Origin of the sequence: Salinarimonas soli (assembly GCF_008386575.1) — a bacterium.
Classification (GTDB): domain Bacteria; phylum Pseudomonadota; class Alphaproteobacteria; order Rhizobiales; family Beijerinckiaceae; genus Salinarimonas_A; species Salinarimonas_A soli.
On sequence record NZ_VUOA01000019.1, the window covers coordinates 73349 to 88105 of the forward strand.

General features: G+C 73.7%; 21 protein-coding genes. 17 read left to right on the forward strand and 4 right to left on the reverse strand.

Annotation, left to right across the window (positions count from 1 at the left end):
• Positions 1-87: 87 nt before the first annotated feature.
• A complete protein-coding gene (locus F0L46_RS09480; protein ID WP_149816917.1) occupies positions 88-477 on the reverse strand; it encodes a DoxX family protein in 390 nt (129 codons plus the stop codon).
• Positions 478-769: 292 nt separating this feature from the next.
• Here F0L46_RS09480 and F0L46_RS09485 point away from each other — a divergent pair, with 292 nt between their 5' ends.
• The 6 genes from F0L46_RS09485 (at position 770) to F0L46_RS09505 (ending at position 5184) form a co-directional block, all read left to right on the forward strand.
• Complete coding sequence (locus tag F0L46_RS09485; protein WP_149816918.1) at positions 770-1060, forward strand: GIY-YIG nuclease family protein; 291 nt, start codon at positions 770-772, stop codon at positions 1058-1060.
• A 455-nt stretch (positions 1061-1515) separates the two neighbouring features.
• Complete coding sequence (locus tag F0L46_RS09490; protein WP_149816919.1) at positions 1516-2649, forward strand: phage portal protein; 1134 nt, start codon at positions 1516-1518, stop codon at positions 2647-2649.
• A 398-nt stretch (positions 2650-3047) separates the two neighbouring features.
• Positions 3048-3248 (forward strand): hypothetical protein, encoded by a 201-nt coding sequence (locus F0L46_RS09495; protein ID WP_149816920.1) that lies wholly within the window; start codon positions 3048-3050, stop codon positions 3246-3248.
• Positions 3245-3385, forward strand: coding sequence for a hypothetical protein (locus F0L46_RS26095; RefSeq protein ID WP_188311903.1), 141 nt, complete (start codon positions 3245-3247; stop codon positions 3383-3385). The genes F0L46_RS09495 and F0L46_RS26095 overlap by 4 nt, the downstream gene beginning before the upstream one ends.
• Positions 3382-3897: an HK97 family phage prohead protease gene (locus F0L46_RS09500; RefSeq protein ID WP_149816921.1), complete on the forward strand. Its 516-nt coding sequence runs from the start codon at positions 3382-3384 to the stop codon at positions 3895-3897. The genes F0L46_RS26095 and F0L46_RS09500 overlap by 4 nt, the downstream gene beginning before the upstream one ends.
• Positions 3898-3954: 57 nt before the next feature.
• Complete coding sequence (locus F0L46_RS09505) at positions 3955-5184, forward strand: phage major capsid protein (protein WP_149816922.1); 1230 nt, start codon at positions 3955-3957, stop codon at positions 5182-5184.
• Positions 5185-5478: 294 nt separating this feature from the next.
• Here F0L46_RS09505 and F0L46_RS09510 read toward each other — a convergent pair whose 3' ends face one another.
• Entirely contained in the window at positions 5479-6267 is a 789-nt protein-coding gene (locus F0L46_RS09510; RefSeq protein ID WP_240539930.1) for a S1 family peptidase, read from the reverse strand.
• Between F0L46_RS09510 and F0L46_RS09515 the strand changes: the two genes are divergently transcribed.
• The 7 genes from F0L46_RS09515 (at position 6266) to F0L46_RS09545 (ending at position 9248) form a co-directional block, all read left to right on the forward strand.
• Positions 6266-6826 (forward strand): head-tail connector protein, encoded by a 561-nt coding sequence (locus tag F0L46_RS09515; protein WP_149816923.1) that lies wholly within the window; start codon positions 6266-6268, stop codon positions 6824-6826. The genes F0L46_RS09510 and F0L46_RS09515 overlap by 2 nt on opposite strands.
• An 18-nt stretch (positions 6827-6844) precedes the next feature.
• On the forward strand, positions 6845-7162 hold the full coding sequence (locus F0L46_RS09520) for a phage head closure protein (RefSeq protein WP_149816924.1): 318 nt from the start codon (positions 6845-6847) through the stop codon (positions 7160-7162).
• On the forward strand, positions 7159-7569 hold the full coding sequence (gene gp17, locus F0L46_RS09525; protein WP_149816925.1) for a tail completion protein gp17: 411 nt from the start codon (positions 7159-7161) through the stop codon (positions 7567-7569). The genes F0L46_RS09520 and gp17 overlap by 4 nt, the downstream gene beginning before the upstream one ends.
• A gap of 10 nt (positions 7570-7579) precedes the next feature.
• Entirely contained in the window at positions 7580-7990 is a 411-nt protein-coding gene (locus tag F0L46_RS09530; RefSeq protein ID WP_149816926.1) for a phage major tail protein, TP901-1 family, read from the forward strand.
• 255 nt (positions 7991-8245) lie between these two features.
• On the forward strand, positions 8246-8623 hold the full coding sequence (locus tag F0L46_RS09535; RefSeq protein WP_149816927.1) for a gene transfer agent family protein: 378 nt from the start codon (positions 8246-8248) through the stop codon (positions 8621-8623).
• An 8-nt stretch (positions 8624-8631) separates the two neighbouring features.
• A complete protein-coding gene (locus F0L46_RS09540) occupies positions 8632-8799 on the forward strand; it encodes a phage tail assembly chaperone (RefSeq protein WP_306461771.1) in 168 nt (55 codons plus the stop codon).
• Positions 8796-9248 (forward strand): phage tail tape measure protein, encoded by a 453-nt coding sequence (locus F0L46_RS09545; protein WP_149816928.1) that lies wholly within the window; start codon positions 8796-8798, stop codon positions 9246-9248. The genes F0L46_RS09540 and F0L46_RS09545 overlap by 4 nt, the downstream gene beginning before the upstream one ends.
• 11 nt (positions 9249-9259) lie before the next feature.
• Here F0L46_RS09545 and F0L46_RS09550 read toward each other — a convergent pair whose 3' ends face one another.
• Both F0L46_RS09550 and F0L46_RS09555 read right to left on the reverse strand, forming a co-directional pair.
• On the reverse strand, positions 9260-9685 hold the full coding sequence (locus F0L46_RS09550; RefSeq protein WP_149816929.1) for a response regulator: 426 nt from the start codon (positions 9683-9685) through the stop codon (positions 9260-9262).
• 6 nt (positions 9686-9691) lie between these two features.
• Entirely contained in the window at positions 9692-11425 is a 1734-nt protein-coding gene (locus F0L46_RS09555; RefSeq protein WP_149816930.1) for a sensor histidine kinase, read from the reverse strand.
• A gap of 107 nt (positions 11426-11532) precedes the next feature.
• On the opposite strand from F0L46_RS09555, the gene F0L46_RS09560 reads away from it, so the two are divergent.
• From F0L46_RS09560 to F0L46_RS09575, 4 genes are all read left to right on the forward strand, one after another.
• Positions 11533-12165, forward strand: a complete 633-nt coding sequence (locus F0L46_RS09560; RefSeq protein WP_149816931.1) for a DUF2460 domain-containing protein — start codon at positions 11533-11535, stop codon at positions 12163-12165.
• Positions 12166-12285: 120 nt separating this feature from the next.
• Positions 12286-13353: a hypothetical protein gene (locus F0L46_RS09565; protein WP_149816932.1), complete on the forward strand. Its 1068-nt coding sequence runs from the start codon at positions 12286-12288 to the stop codon at positions 13351-13353.
• Positions 13354-13468: 115 nt separating this feature from the next.
• The gene (locus F0L46_RS09570; RefSeq protein WP_149816933.1) at positions 13469-14311 is read left to right on the forward strand and encodes a phage/gene transfer agent baseplate hub protein; all 843 of its coding nucleotides are present in this window, start codon (positions 13469-13471) and stop codon (positions 14309-14311) included.
• An 11-nt stretch (positions 14312-14322) separates the two neighbouring features.
• Complete coding sequence (locus F0L46_RS09575) at positions 14323-14733, forward strand: NlpC/P60 family protein (protein ID WP_149816934.1); 411 nt, start codon at positions 14323-14325, stop codon at positions 14731-14733.
• Positions 14734-14757: the final 24 nt, after the last annotated feature.

The following is a 14757-nucleotide window of genomic DNA, read 5'->3' on the forward strand; positions in this document are numbered from 1 at the left end:
TCCATCCCCTCATGCTGAGGAGCGCTCATGGAGCGCGTCTCGAAGCACGCACCACCGCGCCCCAGCCGTCCCGTGGAGCCTCGCGCCCTATTTCCGCGCGAGCGAGAACCGCCCGGCGCCGCCCGCCACGAGCATCAGCAGGCCGCCGACGATGGCGAGGTTCTTCGCCGCGTGGATCTGGTTGCCCCGGGCCTCGGCGCCCGTCTGGGTCCAGAAGTCGTGGCCGAGATAGGTGGCAGCGATCGTGAACGCGACGAGTCCTAAGGCCGCCGCCCGCGCCTGCCACCCCACCACAACGAGCGCGCCTAAGCCCACCTCCGCCACGCCCGCCGCATAGGTGAGGTAGAGCGGATAGGGCAGCCCCTTGCCCGCGAGCATCATGCTCAGGCCCCCCGGCGACACGAGCTTGCCGTAGCCGGACCACAGGAAGATCGCCGCCAGCGCGATGCGTCCGAGGGCGTAGAGGGCATGGGCCATGGGGCGGGGATCCTGCTGCGGGCGGGCCGGACAATGGCGCGATTCGCCGGGCTTGGCACCTCACCCCTCCTCCCTTGCGGGGAGGGGCTGGGGGTGGGGGTCGGACAGTCGGAGCTCTCGGGCAGGTGGGGAGAACGCACGTTCGTACAGTCCCCTCCTGGACCGTCGGCGGGTGGCGTCCCGACCCCCACCCCTAGCCCCTCCCCACAAGGGGGAGGGGAACGCACCCCCAGCATCTCCCCCTTGTGATTGCACGCGGCGTGTCGAACAATCCCTGCTTGGGGTTGGTGCGATGCTCGATCGTTACGTGGTGTACATCCTGGCGAGCGGCCGCAACGGCACGCTCTATGTTGGCGTGACGGGCGAGTTCGTGCGTCGCGTCGAGCAGCACAAGGCGATGGCGGTGCCGGGCTTCACGCGGCGGTACCGGGTGACGCGGCTGGTCTATGCCGAGCGCTTCGCCGACGTTCGCGAGGCGATCTCGCGGGAGAAGCAGCTGAAGGGCTGGAACCGGGCCTGGAAGCTGCGCCTAATCGAAGCCTCCAACCCCGACTGGCTCGACCTCGACCCGACGGCCTGTTGAGGCGCACCCACCGTTGTCATCCCCGGCCGGAAGCAGCGTCAGCTGCTGAAGGGGATCCAGCATATCTTGATGTCGCGAAGCGACTCTTCATGCCCGTCCAGGGCCCTTGGCGGGCCCGAGAGAGCTGCTTCGCAGCAGCATCATTGCGCTGGATCCCCTTCCCCTCCACTCGCTTCGCGAGTTCCGGCCGGGGATGACAGCGGTCCCGCACTCGCCTTGTCATCCCCGGCTGGAGCTGACCGTCAGGTCAGCGGAAGGGAAGGGGATCCAGCACCACTTGCTGCGCCGCAGGCGCACCTAAGGCCCGTCCAGGGCCCTTCGCGGGCCCAGGCGAGCCGCTACGCAGCAGCATTATCGCGCTGGATCCCCTTCTTGGCACGCAAGCGTGCGTCCCCTCCGCCCTGACGGGCTCCGGCCGGGGATGACACGGGACCCCCCAACCCCACGAGGACCCCATGTTCGATCGCATCAATCGCTGGCTGCGGCCGGCGGAGGCCAAGGCGGCCGTGTCGGGGGGCGCGGCGGTGTATTTTGGGGCGCGGGCGGTATGGACGCCGCGGGATTACGGGGCGCTCGCGGCGGCCGGGTTCCGGCGCAACGCCGTGGTGCACCGGGCCGTGCGGCTCGTGGCCGAATCGGCCGCCGCCCTGCCGCTGACGCTCATCGAGACCGGGCGGGCCCTCGACGCCCATCCGCTCCTCGCGCTGCTTGCCCGCCCCAACCGGCGCCAGGGCGGGGCGCGGTTCCTGGAGGAGGTCTATGGGCACCTGATGGTGTCGGGGAACGCCTATGTGGAGGCCCTGCGGGTCGACGGCCGGGCCGCGGAGCTGCACGCGCTGCGCCCCGACCGGATGCGGGTGGTGACGGGCGCCGACGGCTGGATCGCAGGCTACGACTACACGGCCGGGGGCACCACGCGGCGCTACGCCATGGGCGAGGGGCCGGCCCCGATCCTCCACCTCACCCTGTTCCACCCCACCGACGACCATTACGGCCTCTCGCCCATGGAGGCGGCGGCCACCGCCCTCGACATCCACAACGCGGCCGGCGCCTGGAACAAGGCGCTCCTCGACAACGCGGCGCGCCCCTCGGGCGCCCTCGTCCTGGAGGGCAGCGGCAACCTCTCCGACCGGCAATTCGCGAAGCTGCGCGCCGAGCTCGACGAGAGCTTCCGGGGCGCGGCGAACGCGGGCCGCCCCATGCTCCTCGACGGCGGGCTCGCCTGGCAGTCCATGAGCCTCACCCCGAAGGACATGGACTTCATCGAGGCCAAGGCGGGCGCCGCCCGGGAGATCGCGCTCGCCTTCGGCGTGCCGCCCCTCCTGCTCGGCCTGCCCGGCGACAACACCCACGCCAACTACGCCGAGGCCAACCGCTCCTTCTACCGCCAGACCGTGATCCCGCTCGCCCGCCGCACGGGCGAGGCCTTCGCCGCCTGGCTCGGCACCCCGGACCTGCGCCTGGAACCCGACCTCGACGCCATCGAGGCCCTGGCGCCGGAGCGGGAATCGCTCTGGCGGCGCGTGAGCGCGGCGGACTTCCTCACCGCCGACGAGAAGCGCGAGGCGGTGGGCTACGGGAGACGATGAGGGGTGGGGGGAAGGTGCGCGTCTCCCCTCTTCCATGGGCAGAGGGATGCACGAAGTGCCAGCGGGGTGAGGGGCTACCACGCAGATCCAGCCGTCTCCCCCTCCCCCCTCTGCGGGGGAGGGTGGCCCCGCGAAGCGGGGTCGGGAGAGGGGGCATGCGTAAAAGCGAAGTGAGGGGCCTCCAGGGTCGCGCGAGGCCGATCTCACGCGGCGGCACGAGCACGCGAACCGTCTGACGGCCCCTCTCCCTGCTTGGCTTCGCCAAGCTGTCCCTCCCCCGCAAAGGGGGGAGGGTTGTGGCGCGAGCCTCCCGGCGTCCGCCCCCTCACCCCCGGCCCTTCGTGCACCCCTCCCCCCCGGGAGAGGGGAGCCTTCCCCCGGCGGGACAGGAGACCCCCATGACACCTCTCGACACCCTCGTGACCGCGGTCGCGGCGCGGGGGGATCTGGCGCACCTGGCGCTGCTCGTTTTCGCGGGCTCCGCCTCGGTGCTCGCCGGACGGCTCCTCAAGGAGCTCGGCGCCGCCAACCGGCGCTTCGACGACTTCGTGCGCGAGCTCGCGCAGTTCAACCGCCGTCACGACGGAGACCAGCCATGATCCGATCCCGCCCGCAGCGGCGGCCGACGCCGCCCTCCAGCGCCCGCGCCATCGCCGTGATGCGCGCCTTCATCCGCACCCTGGAGCGCCTCGACGGGCGCCCCCCCATGCGCGCGCAACCGGAGGGGCGGCGATGATCGCGCGGGAGACGAAGTTCCTCCCCGCGCTCCCCGCCGCCGACGAGACCGGCCGCTTCGAGGGCTATGCCAGCCTGTTCGGGGTGGTGGACCTCGCCAAGGACGTCGTGGTGCCGGGCGCGTTCCGGGCGTCGCTGGAGGCGCGCGGGTCGCGGGGCGTCCGGATGCTCTGGCAGCACGACCCGGCCGAGCCCATCGGCGCCTGGAGCGCCATCGAGGAGGACGCGCGCGGCCTGCGGGTCCGCGGGCGGCTCAACCTGTCGGTGGCGCGGGCCCGCGAGATCCACGCCCTCATGGGGCAGGGCGCCGTCGACGGGCTCTCCATCGGCTACCGCGTCGAGCGCGGGCGGCGCGACCGCACGGGCGTGCGCCGCCTGGAGCAGCTCGACCTGTGGGAGATCTCGGTCGTCACCTTCCCCATGCAGCCGGGGGCCCGGGTCGAGGCCGTGAAGGCCGAGCCCGTGGCGAGCGCCATCCGCCGCACCACGGCGCGGCTCTTCGCGGGCGCTTGAGGCGCCCGCCGTCTCATCCGCCCCTTTCATCCACGTTCATTGCCAGCGAGGCCGTTCATGACCCTTTCGCCCGAGACCAAGTCCGCCGACGTCGCGGCCGCCTTCGAGGATTTCGCCCGCGCCTTCGAGGCGTTCAAGGAGACCAACGACGAGCGGCTCGCCGAGATCGAGACCCGCATGAGCGCCGACGTGGTGCGCGAGGACAAGCTCTCCCGCATCGACCGGGCGCTCGACGAGGCGAAGGGCCGCCTCGACCGCCTCTCCCTCGACGCCCGCCGGCCGGCGCTCGGCGGCGCGCCCGGCGCCGACCCCGCCGTCCGCGAGCACAAGACGGCCTTCGACCTCTATGTCCGCTCCGGCGAGGCCGCAGGCCTCAAGAGCCTCGAGGCGAAGGCGCTCTCGGCGGGCTCGGGGCCGGACGGCGGCTACCTGGCGCCGGCCGACATCGAGCGCGAGGTGCTGCGCCGGCTCGCCGACATCTCGCCGATCCGGGGCATCGCCGCCACGCGCCTCATCTCGGCGGGCCAGTACAAGGTGGCCTACGCGGTCACGGGTGCCGCCGCGGGCTGGGTGGGGGAGGGGACGCCCCGGCCCCAGACGGCCTCGCCCGCGCTCGTCGAGCTCACCTTCCCGGCCATGGAGCTCTATGCCATGCCGGCCGCGACCCAGACGCTCCTCGACGACGCGGTGGTGGACGTCGACGCCTGGATCGCGGCGGAGGTGGAGACCGCCTTCGCCGAGCAGGAGGGCGCGGCCTTCGTGGCGGGCGACGGGGTGGGCAAGCCCAAGGGCTTCCTCGCCTATGAGCGCGCCGCCAACGGCGCCTGGACCTGGGGGCGGCTCGGCACCGTGGCGACGGGCGTCGCGGGGGCGTTCCCCGCGGGCAACGCCTCGGACGTGCTCGTGGACCTCGTCCATGCCGTGAAGGCGGGCTACCGCCAGAACGCCACCTTCGTCATGAACCGCAAGACCCAGAGCGCCATCCGCAAGTTCAAGGACGGCCAGGGCAACTATCTCTGGCAGCCCCCCGCCACCCCCGGCGCCGGCGCCACCCTCATGACCTTCCCCGTGGTGGAGGCCGAGGACATGCCCGACATGGCCCCGAACGCCGCCGCCATCGCCTTCGGCGACTTCCGCCGGGGCTACCTCGTTGTCGACCGCACGGGCGTGCGCGTCCTGCGCGACCCCTATTCCGCCAAGCCCTACGTCCTGTTCTACGTGACGAAGCGCGTCGGCGGCGGCGTGCAGGACTTCGCGGCGATCAAGCTGCTGACCTTCGGGGCGTGAGGGGGCGCCCCTCTCCCAGGGGGAGAGGGATGCACGAAGTGCCAGCGGGGTGAGGGGGTACCACGCCGATCCAGGGATCTCCCTCATGCTGAGGAGCGCTCGAGGAGCGCGTCTCGAAGCACGCACCACGCTTCCACAGCCGTCCGGAGATCCCTGGAGCGCCCTTCGAGGCCCTGCTGCGCAGGGCACCTCAGGACGAGGGCGGAGGATGGGATGAACGGGGTGGGAGAGCTCTGGTTCGAGGTGGTACCCCCTCACCCCCGGCCCCTCTCCCCATGGGAGAGGGGAGGGCGCTTACTCCCACGCCGCCTCGCGGCCCCAGGCTTTCAGCGTGCGGTCGATCCAGTCCCGCTGGGGCGCGACCAACACCCCTTGCGTGAAGGTGCCGCAATCGCGGCCCTTCGGGCCCGAGGCCCAGGTGGTGACGGCGAGGACGGTGTCGGCGCGGGTGATGGGGCCGCCGGAATCGCCGCGGCAGGCGCCGACGCCGCGGCGGTCGGGGTCCTGGGCCCAGAGCAGGATGCGGCTCGGGCCGAAGGGCTCCACCACGTCGAGGGAGGCGGTGCGGAAGGTGCCCGTGGTGCGGGACTCGCCCTCGCGCAGCACGCCCCAGCCGCCGAGCACGATGCGCTCGTCCTTGGAGGCGGCGCCGGCCGCGAGGGTCGCGGTCTCGATGCGGGCGGGGAGCGGCTCGGGCAGGCGCACGAGGGCGAGGTCGATGGAGCGGCGGCGGCGCTCGATGGCTGTCGCGTCGTAGCCCGGATGCACCGCCTTGGCGGAGGGCACGATGAGCACGGGCTGGCCGCCCGCGTCCCGGAAATGCACCCGGTGCTCGGGGGCGCCCGTCACGCAATGGGCGGCGGTGAGAACCACGTCGCGGGCCAGCACCACGCCGGAGCACACGCCGCCCCGGGAATCGAGCACCATCACGGAGCGGCGCGCGAGCGGCCCCGGATCGTCCTGCCCGCCGATCACCGCGAAGGCGAGAGCCGGCCACAGCGCCAGCGCCAGGCCCGCCGCCGATCCCGCGAAGCGTCCGCGCCCTGGATGCCGCATCGTCTTCACCTTGGGGAAACCAATCATGACTCCGATACTCGTCGCCGGCCCCGCCGTCGAGCCCGTGACGCTTGCCGACATGCGGTCAACCTTAAGATCGGAGGGGGGCGAGGACGCGCTGATCGAGGCCTTGATCCGCGCCGCGCGGCTTCTCGTGGAGGCGACGAGCCGGCTTGCCCTCCTGGAGCAGACCTGGCGCCTCACCCTCGACCGCTGGCCCCGCGACCGGATCGTGCGCCTGCCGCTCGCGCCCCTCGTCGGCCTCGAGGCCGTGCGGGTCCATGACGGCGCGGTCTTCTCTACCCTCGACCCGGGCCTCACCGCCCTCGATCCGCTCTCCGACCCGCCCCGCCTCCTCGTCGACGCCACCGCGCCCGAGCCCGGCCGGCCGATGGCGGGGATCGAGATCGTGGTGCGGGCGGGGTTCGGGGCCGCCCCCGAGGCGGTGCCCGCGCCGCTGGCGCAGGCCGTGCGCCTCCTCGTGGCGCGCTGGTTTGAGAACCGGGGCGACGCCCTCGACGACGCCCCCATGCCCCCGGACGTGGCGGCCCTGATCGCCCCCTATCGCCGCCTGCGCCTCACTTAGAGCCCTCCGGAGCGCCCCATGCCCACCCCTTCCATCGGCGCCCGCCGGCGCCCCTTCGTGCTGGAGACGCCGCTCGAGACGCCCGACGGGTTCGGGGGCGTGGTGCGCCGCTTCGAGGCGGGGCCGCAGCTCTGGGGCGCCATCGAGACCCTCACCGGCCGGCGCCTTCGCGTCGCGGGCCAGGCGACCCACCAGGTGACCCTGCGCTGGCGCGAGGGCGTCGACGAGCGCATGCGCCTGGCCTCGGGCCCCCGCCGCTTCCGCATCCGCGCCGCCGACGATCCCGACGGCCGCCGCCGCGACCTCGTGTGCCTCGTCGAGGAGATCGCGCCATGACCGCCACGACGACGAACGGCCCCGTCCTCGCCCTGCGCGCCGCGGTCCTCGCCCGGCTCGCGGGCGACGCGGTGCTCGAAGCCCTCCTCGACGCGCCCGCGATCCACGACGAGGCGCCGGTGCGCGCCGGCGGCGTCCACGCGGTGTTCGGCGACGTGCAATGCGAGCCCGACGTCGAGGGCGTCGCCGTCCAGTCCCTGGAGATCGTGGTGACGGGGCGGCCGGGCAGCGCGGCGTCCGCCCTCATGGCCGCCGACCGCATCGGCGGGCTCCTCGACGGCGCGGACCTGGCGCTCGCCGGTCCCGCTCTCGCCAACCTCACCCTCGTCCGGCTGACCGCGACCCGCGACGGCGCCACGGGCCTTGCCCGGGTGTCGCTGCGCCTTCGCGCCGTCACGGCAACCTGAAGGTATTGAAATGGCCGTGCAAAAGGGCAAGGACCTCCTCATCCGCATCGACGACGGGAGCGGCGCCTTCGTGGCGGTGGCGGGCCTGCGGGCCCGGCGCATCGCCCTCGACGCGCAGACGGTGGACGTGACGAGCGCCGATTCCGCCGGCCGCTGGCGCGAGCTCCTCGGCGGCGCCGGGGTGCGCCGGGCGAGCGTGTCGGGCGGCGGCGTCTTTCGCGACGAGCCCTCGGACGCGCTCATGCGCGCGCTCTTCTTCGAGGGCGGCATCCGCGCCTTCCAGGTCGTGATCCCGGGGCTCGGCCGCCTCGACGGCCCGTTCCAGATCGCGGCCCTCGACTATCGCGGCGAGCACGCCGGCGAGGTCACCTTTGAGATGACCCTCGAATCCGCCGGCCTCCTCGCCTTCACGCCCGCCTGAGGGGCAGGAACGCCTCCAGGGTGGGCCCCCCTCTCCCATGGGGAGAGGGGCCGGGGGTGAGGGGGTACCACCTCGAACCAGTGATCTCCCCAACCCCTCATGCTGAGGAGGCCTGCGGAGCAGGCCGTCTCGAAGCACGCACCACCTCTGCCCCAGCCCTCCGGAGACCTCTGGAGCGCCCTTCGAGGCCCTGCTTCGCAGGGCACCTCAGGACGAGGGTGGCGGGTGGAGCCACCCCATCAAGGAGACCATTGCATGCCCAATCGCCGCCGCGGGGAGGTGCAGGCCAGCTTCGGCGGGCGCCCCCACACCTTGCGCCTGACGCTGGGCGCGCTCGCCGAGCTGGAGGACGCCTTCGCGGTGGAGAGCCTCACCGCGCTCGCCGCGCGCTTCGGCGAGGGGCGCCTGTCGAGCCGCGACCTCGTCGCCATCCTCGGCGCCGCCCTGCGCGGGGGCGGGCACGCGATCACCGACGCGGAGGTGGCCGACCTGCCCCTCGACGGCGGGATCGAGGGCGTCGCCGAGGCGGCGGCCGAGGCGCTGCGCCTCGCCTTCGGGGAGGCCGGCCCAAACCCTCCGGGGCCGCAGGCGCGCCCGCAGCGTTCCCCTGGGACGACGTCCTCGGGTTCCTGATCGGCGTCCTGCGGCTCACCCCCGACGCGGCCTGGGCGCTCACCCCGCGCGAGCTCGCGATGGTGCTGCGCCCCCACCTCGCCCCGGCGCCCCTCGACCGCGCCACCCTCGACGGGTTGCTGCGCGCCTATCCCGACGACCCGCCCGCCCGAGATCCCCCCTGGAGAGCCCCATGACCGACGACGCCGCCGCCCGCATCGGGGGCCTCGAGGCCGGAGCCCGGCGCGTGGGCGAGGCGCTGAGCCGCGCCTTCGAGGACGGGGCCGCGGAAGGCCGGCGCCTCGACGGGGTCTTGCGCGACATCGAGCGCACCATGGCCGGGATGGCGCTGCGCACCGCCGCGAGCACGCTCGGCTCGATCGCGACGCAGGGGCTCGGCTCCCTGGTCTCCTCGCTGACGGGCCTGCAGGTGCCCCTAGGCGGCGCGAACCTCGCCGGGAACCTGCCGCTCGACCGCCTCTTCGGCGCGAACCGCCGCGAGACGGCCGCCGAGGCCCCGGCCGCTCGCCCAGTTTCCGTCTCGGTCCAGATCACCACCCCCGACGCGGCGAGCTTCAAGCGCTCCGAGGCCCAGGTCTCGGCGAGCCTCGCGCGGGCCGTGGCCCGGGGGGCGCGGGCGATGTGAGGGGGCGGCGCTCAGTAGAGATGCATGCCCGAGGGCAGGGCGCACGGCGCCTCGCCCCGGATCACCGCGCGCGCCGCGACGACGGCGGCCAAGAGGCTGCGCTCGTCGGCGGGCTTGTGGAGGCAGCCGAGCGCCGCGGTGCGCCCCCGCTCGGCCGGGCAATTGCCGGTGACGAACAGGCACGGGATGCCGAGCTCGGCGAAGCGGGCCGCCACGTCGAGCCCGGAGCTTCCCCGCAGGAGCTGCACGTCGACGAGGGCGAGGTCCGGGCGCGTGCGGCCCGCCAGGGCAAGGGCGCTCGCGAGGTCGTCGGCGACGCCCAGGACCTCGTGGCCGGCGTCGAGGAGCGAATCCTCCATCGACATGGCGAGAAGCGCCTCGTCCTCGACGATGACGAGGCGCAGCGGATGGCCGGCGGCGGGGCTCGATGGGGGCATGCAGGCTCAGGCGGGTGGCGTGAAGGCGATCGTGAACCGGGCTCCCGGCTCGGCGGGCTCGGCCCGCAGCTCGGCGCGGATCTGGCGCGCGAGCGCCGTGACGATCCGCATGCCGGTGCTCTTCGAGCGCGCGGGATCGAAGCCCTCGGGCAGGCCCGGGCCGTCGTCGCCGACGGTGACCTGGACCGTCCCGCCCTCGTCCTGGCGCAGGCGGAGCTCGATGCGGCCCGCGCGCCCGTCCCAGAAGGCGTGCTTCGCGGCGTTGGTCAGGAGCTCGGCCACGAGCATCACGAGGGGCGTGGCGTCGTTGATCTTGAGGACGATCCCGCCCTGCACGTCGACGTCGAGCCGCACGCGGTCCTCCGCCCCGTAGGCCTTGAGGGTGTCGGCCGCGATGGCGGCGAGGAAGGAGCCGATCTCCAGCCGGTCGTGTCGGCCGCTCTCGTAGAGGCGCTGGTGCACCCCGGCCACCACGCCGACCCGGGCCCGCACCTCGGCGAGCCGGCTCTGGAGATCGGGGTCGCCCGATTGCCGGGCCTGGAGCGCGAGCAGGCTCGTCACCACGGCGAGAGAGTTCTTCACCCGGTGGTTCACCTCGTAGAGGAGGGCTTCCTTCGTCTCCAGCGCCTCGCGCAGCTCGCTTGCCGCGCGGGCATGGGCTTCTCCCACCGCGTTGACCTCGCGGATGGCGGTGCTGACGGCCGGCATGGCGCCACCGGCACCGAGCGCCGAGGCGCTCCCGACCAGGCTGTCGAGGGCGCCCATGATGCGCCGTCCCATGAGGGCCGCGAGCCCCGCCGAGAGCAGGAACAGGAGCGCCCCCGTGGCGATGAGAAGGCGCATCAGCTCGGCGACCGGGCGCCGGAGGACCTCGTCCTCGATGCCGACCGCCACGGTCCAGCCGACGTTCGGCACGGGGGCCGTGAACACGGTGACGGGCGCCCCGGCGGCGGTGACCGAGTGGAGCCGCCCCCCCGCCGCGGGCACGGCTTCGGCGAGCATCGTCGACTCGGCGCTCTCGGCCTCCGACGGCCGGTTGCGGGCGAGCGCCACGGTTCGCCGGTCGGCGACGATCGCGAGGCCCTGCTCGGGCCGCACGGTGCTGAGGATGATCTGGCGCAGGCGCTCGGCCGGGATGCTGAGCTGGAGGAGATAGGCGACCTCCTGGCTACGCTCCCGGAACACGGGCACCATGATCACGAACAGGGGCTCGTTGGCGATCTGCCCCGTGAACATGTCGGTGACGTAGGGCTTCTTCGTCTCGAGCAGGACCGGCACGCCCCGGCGCACCTCCGGGTGGACCAGGGGGAGCGGCGTTCCCCAGGGGCGGCGCGTGTTGACGAGCTGCTGGCCGTTGCGGTCGAACAGGACCACCGCGAGCTCCAGCGTCTCGGCGAGCCGGGAGGCGACCACGTGGAAGCTCCCGAGATCGCCCGTCTGCAGCGACTGGGAATGGGTCAGGGCCTGGAGCCCGGCGGTGAGCGTGACGAGGTCGCGGTCCACGTCGATGGCCACGGTGCGGGCCGCGATGGAGCCCTCGCGCCGGATGGCCTCCTGCTCCCGCGACGCCGATTGCCAGAGCAGGAACGCCAGGAAGCCGAGAACCGGGACGACGATGCCTGCGCACAGCATCACGAGATGCCAGCTCAGCGGGCGGACCGTGGGCGCCCGCTCCGCGGTCCACGGAAGGGGCAGCGGGCTGGCCTGGCCGGTGATCGGTTGCGACGTACCGTCGGACATGCGGGCGGGCCGGCAAGAGGGAATCGGGGTGGCAGGCTTCAACTTAGACGAACAAACCGAGGCGCACATTGGGGTTTTCCCTGGCGCGCCGTCCGCCGGAGGGGGTCATGCAGGAGTTTCACGAGGTGCGCTTTCCCTTCGCCGTGGCGCTCGGCGCGCGGGGCGGGCCGGGGCGGGTGACGGAGATCGTGACGCTGGCCTCCGGCAGGGAGCATCGCAACGCCCGCCACGCGGGCTCCCGGCGCCGCTACGACGCGGGGCTCGGCATCCGCACCCTCGACGCGCTGCACGAGGTGGTGGGCTTCTTCGAGGAGCGGCGCGGGCGCCTGCACGGCTTCCGCTTCCGCGACGCGGTCGACTGGAAGTCCTGCCCGCCCCTGCGCGAGCCCGCGGCCGGCGACCAGCGCATCGGCACGGGGGACGGCGCCACCCGGGTGTTCCCGCTGGTGAAGGCCTATGGCGGGGCGCACGCGCCCTATGCCCGTCCCATCGCCAAGCCCGTGGCCGGCACGGTGCGGATCGCGGTGGACGGGGTGGAGCTCACCGGGATCGGGGGATCCTGTGATCCCGTGACGGGGCTCGTGACGCTGGCGGCGGCGCCGAAGGCCGGCGCCGCCGTGACGGCGGGCTTCTGCTTCGACGTGCCCGTCCGCTTCGACACCGACGAGCTCCTCTTCGACCTCTCGGCCTTCGGGGCGGGCGAGGCGCCCAACGTGCCGCTGATCGAGATCGTCCCGTGACGTCGCGCCTGGATCTTAAGGTTAAACCATCGTTGCCGGAGCGCCGCCTTGGATCGCCGGCTCTCTCATGCATAATAAATCATCGATTATGCCTACAATAGATAGAGAGAAGGCGGGACGATGAGCAAAGACGGCCTCAGCTACGATCGCGGGCTCGCCTCGTTCGGGTCCCTCGTCGATCTCGCGGCGCGCCATGCCGGCGAGGACGGCGTGCTGGACGCCGGCGAGTTCAAGGCCTTCGCCAAGGCCGCGAAGCTGAAGGGGGCCGACCTCTCGATGGTCGACGGCGCCGACGGCTCGGCCAAGGACGGCAAGGTCTCCATGGGCGAGCTCGTGGCCCGCATGGGCATCGCCGACCACGCCGACGGCGTGCGCGGCGACAACGGCCTGCTCAGCCGCAAGGAGGTGCGGGGCATCACCCGCGGCTGCATCGGCAACGCGCCGCTCCCCAACGCCGCCATCGGCGAGGTGGACGCGCCGGGCACGGCGCCCACGGGCGACAGCCTCCTCGACGCCATGGACGGGCCGAGCCGGCGCCATTCCGGCGCGGTGACGGCGGGCGAGCTGTTCGACTTCCTCGTCGCGGCGAAGGACCGCAACGGGCGCCACCTGCACGGGGGCGACTACCGCTTCAACGGCGACGAGCTCAAGGCGCTCGCGAAGGCCACGGGCCTCGACGAGGGCAAGCTCGCCGCGCTCGCGGGCTCCGACGGCTATCTCGACATCGCCGACCTGCAGCGGGCGGTGGAGAGCGGCGACACGGACGGCTCCGGCGCCCTGTCCGGCGACGAGCTGGCCGACCTGCTCCTGCCGGCGGCGGACGACGAGGAGCCCTGCTGCGGGCCCACCTGCGGCGCCGAGGCCACGAACCCGCTCTTCGCCGCCATCGACGGCTCGAACCCCGCTCACCTCGGCGCCCTCACCACGGGCGAGGTGTTCGACTTCCTGATCCAGGCCAGGGGCGCGGACGGCGCGCCGCTCCATGGCGGCGACGATCGCTTCGACGGCGACGAGGTCGCCGCGCTCGCCGCCGCCACAGGCTTCGCCGCCTCGGCCCTGGCCCGCATGGCCGGCGCCGACGGCATCCTCGACGCCACCGACATCGCCGACGCGGTGGCGGCGGCCGACACGAGCCGCGACGGCACCCTTGACCGGGGCGAGTTCGACGGCCTGTCCAAGGCCACCTGACCCACGCTTCAAGGCGACTAGGCCTATACGCCCCTCGCACCGGCTCGCTTGAGCCGTGGCGGGGGGCGATGCGTTTCGTGACGCCGCGTCGCGCGCTTCTCCGCCGGAGACCCCCATGCGAACCCTGTCCCCTGAGCTCGCGGCCCGCCTGGGCCGCGAGACCGCCTCCCTGTGCCGGTGCTGGGCCCTGATCCGCCGCGACGGCGCGGTGCTGGGCTTCACCGACCATGACCGCGACGTCGCATTCGCGGGCCGCGTCCACGCCGCCCGCACGGGCCTCGACGCGGCGGAGGCCACGAGCGAGCTCGGCTTTGCCGTGGGCGGCGGCGAGGTGGCGGGCGCGCTCACCTCGGCGGGGATCACGGAGGACGACCTCGCGGCGGGGCTCTACGACGACGCGAGCGTGGAGACCTGGCTCGTGGACTGGGCCGAGCCTGAGCACCGGCTCCTCCTCGACGTGGCGCATCTGGGCGAGATCCGCCGCGCCGACGGCGCCTTCGTGGCGGAGCTGCGTGGGCTGATGCACCGCCTCGACGAGGAGCGCGGCCGCCTCTACGGCGCGGCCTGCTCGGCCGATCTCGGCGACGCCCGCTGCCGGGTGGACCTCTCAGCCCCGGCCCTGCGCCACGAGGGCGCGGTCGCCTCCACCGACGGCGCCCTGGAGATCACGGCCCCTGCGCTCGCGGGCTACGCGCCGGGCCTGTTCACGGGCGGGCGCCTGCGCTGGACGGCTGGGCTCAATGCCGGCACGGCGGTCGAGGTCAGGGCGCATCGCGGCGGGTCCTTGAGCCTGTGGCAGCGCGCCGCCCGTCCGATCGGGCCGGGCGACACCTTTCAGGTCACGGCGGGCTGCGACAAGAGCCTCTCCACCTGCCGCGACCGCTTCGCCAACGCGACGAACTTCCGCGGCTTCCCCCACATGCCCGGCACGGACTTCCTGCTGCGGGGCGCGGGGTGAGGGATTTGGTCATGACCCCCTCCGCCCCCATCGTCGCGGCCGCGCGCGGCTGGATTGGCACGCCGTTCCGGCATCAGGCCTCGCTCAAAGGGGTCGGTTGCGACTGCCTCGGCCTCGTGCGCGGGGTGTGGCGGGAGGTGGTGGGGGCGGAGCCCGAGGCGCCGCCCGCCTATCCGCCCGACTGGGCCGCCACGGGGCGCGACCTCCTGCGCGAGGCGATCGCGCGCCATTGCGTGCCGGCCGAGGGGATCGGGCCGGGGGCGGTCCTGCTGCTCGCTTGGCGCGACGGCGCCCCCGCCGGCCATTGCGCCATCGCGACGGGGCCCGACGCGATCGTCCACGCCCATGCCGGGGCGGTGGTGGCGGAGGTGTCGCTGCGGGTCTGGCGGCGGCGGGTCGTGGGCGTGTTCCGCTTTCCCTGACGGGCCTCGCGCCCGCCTCGAACT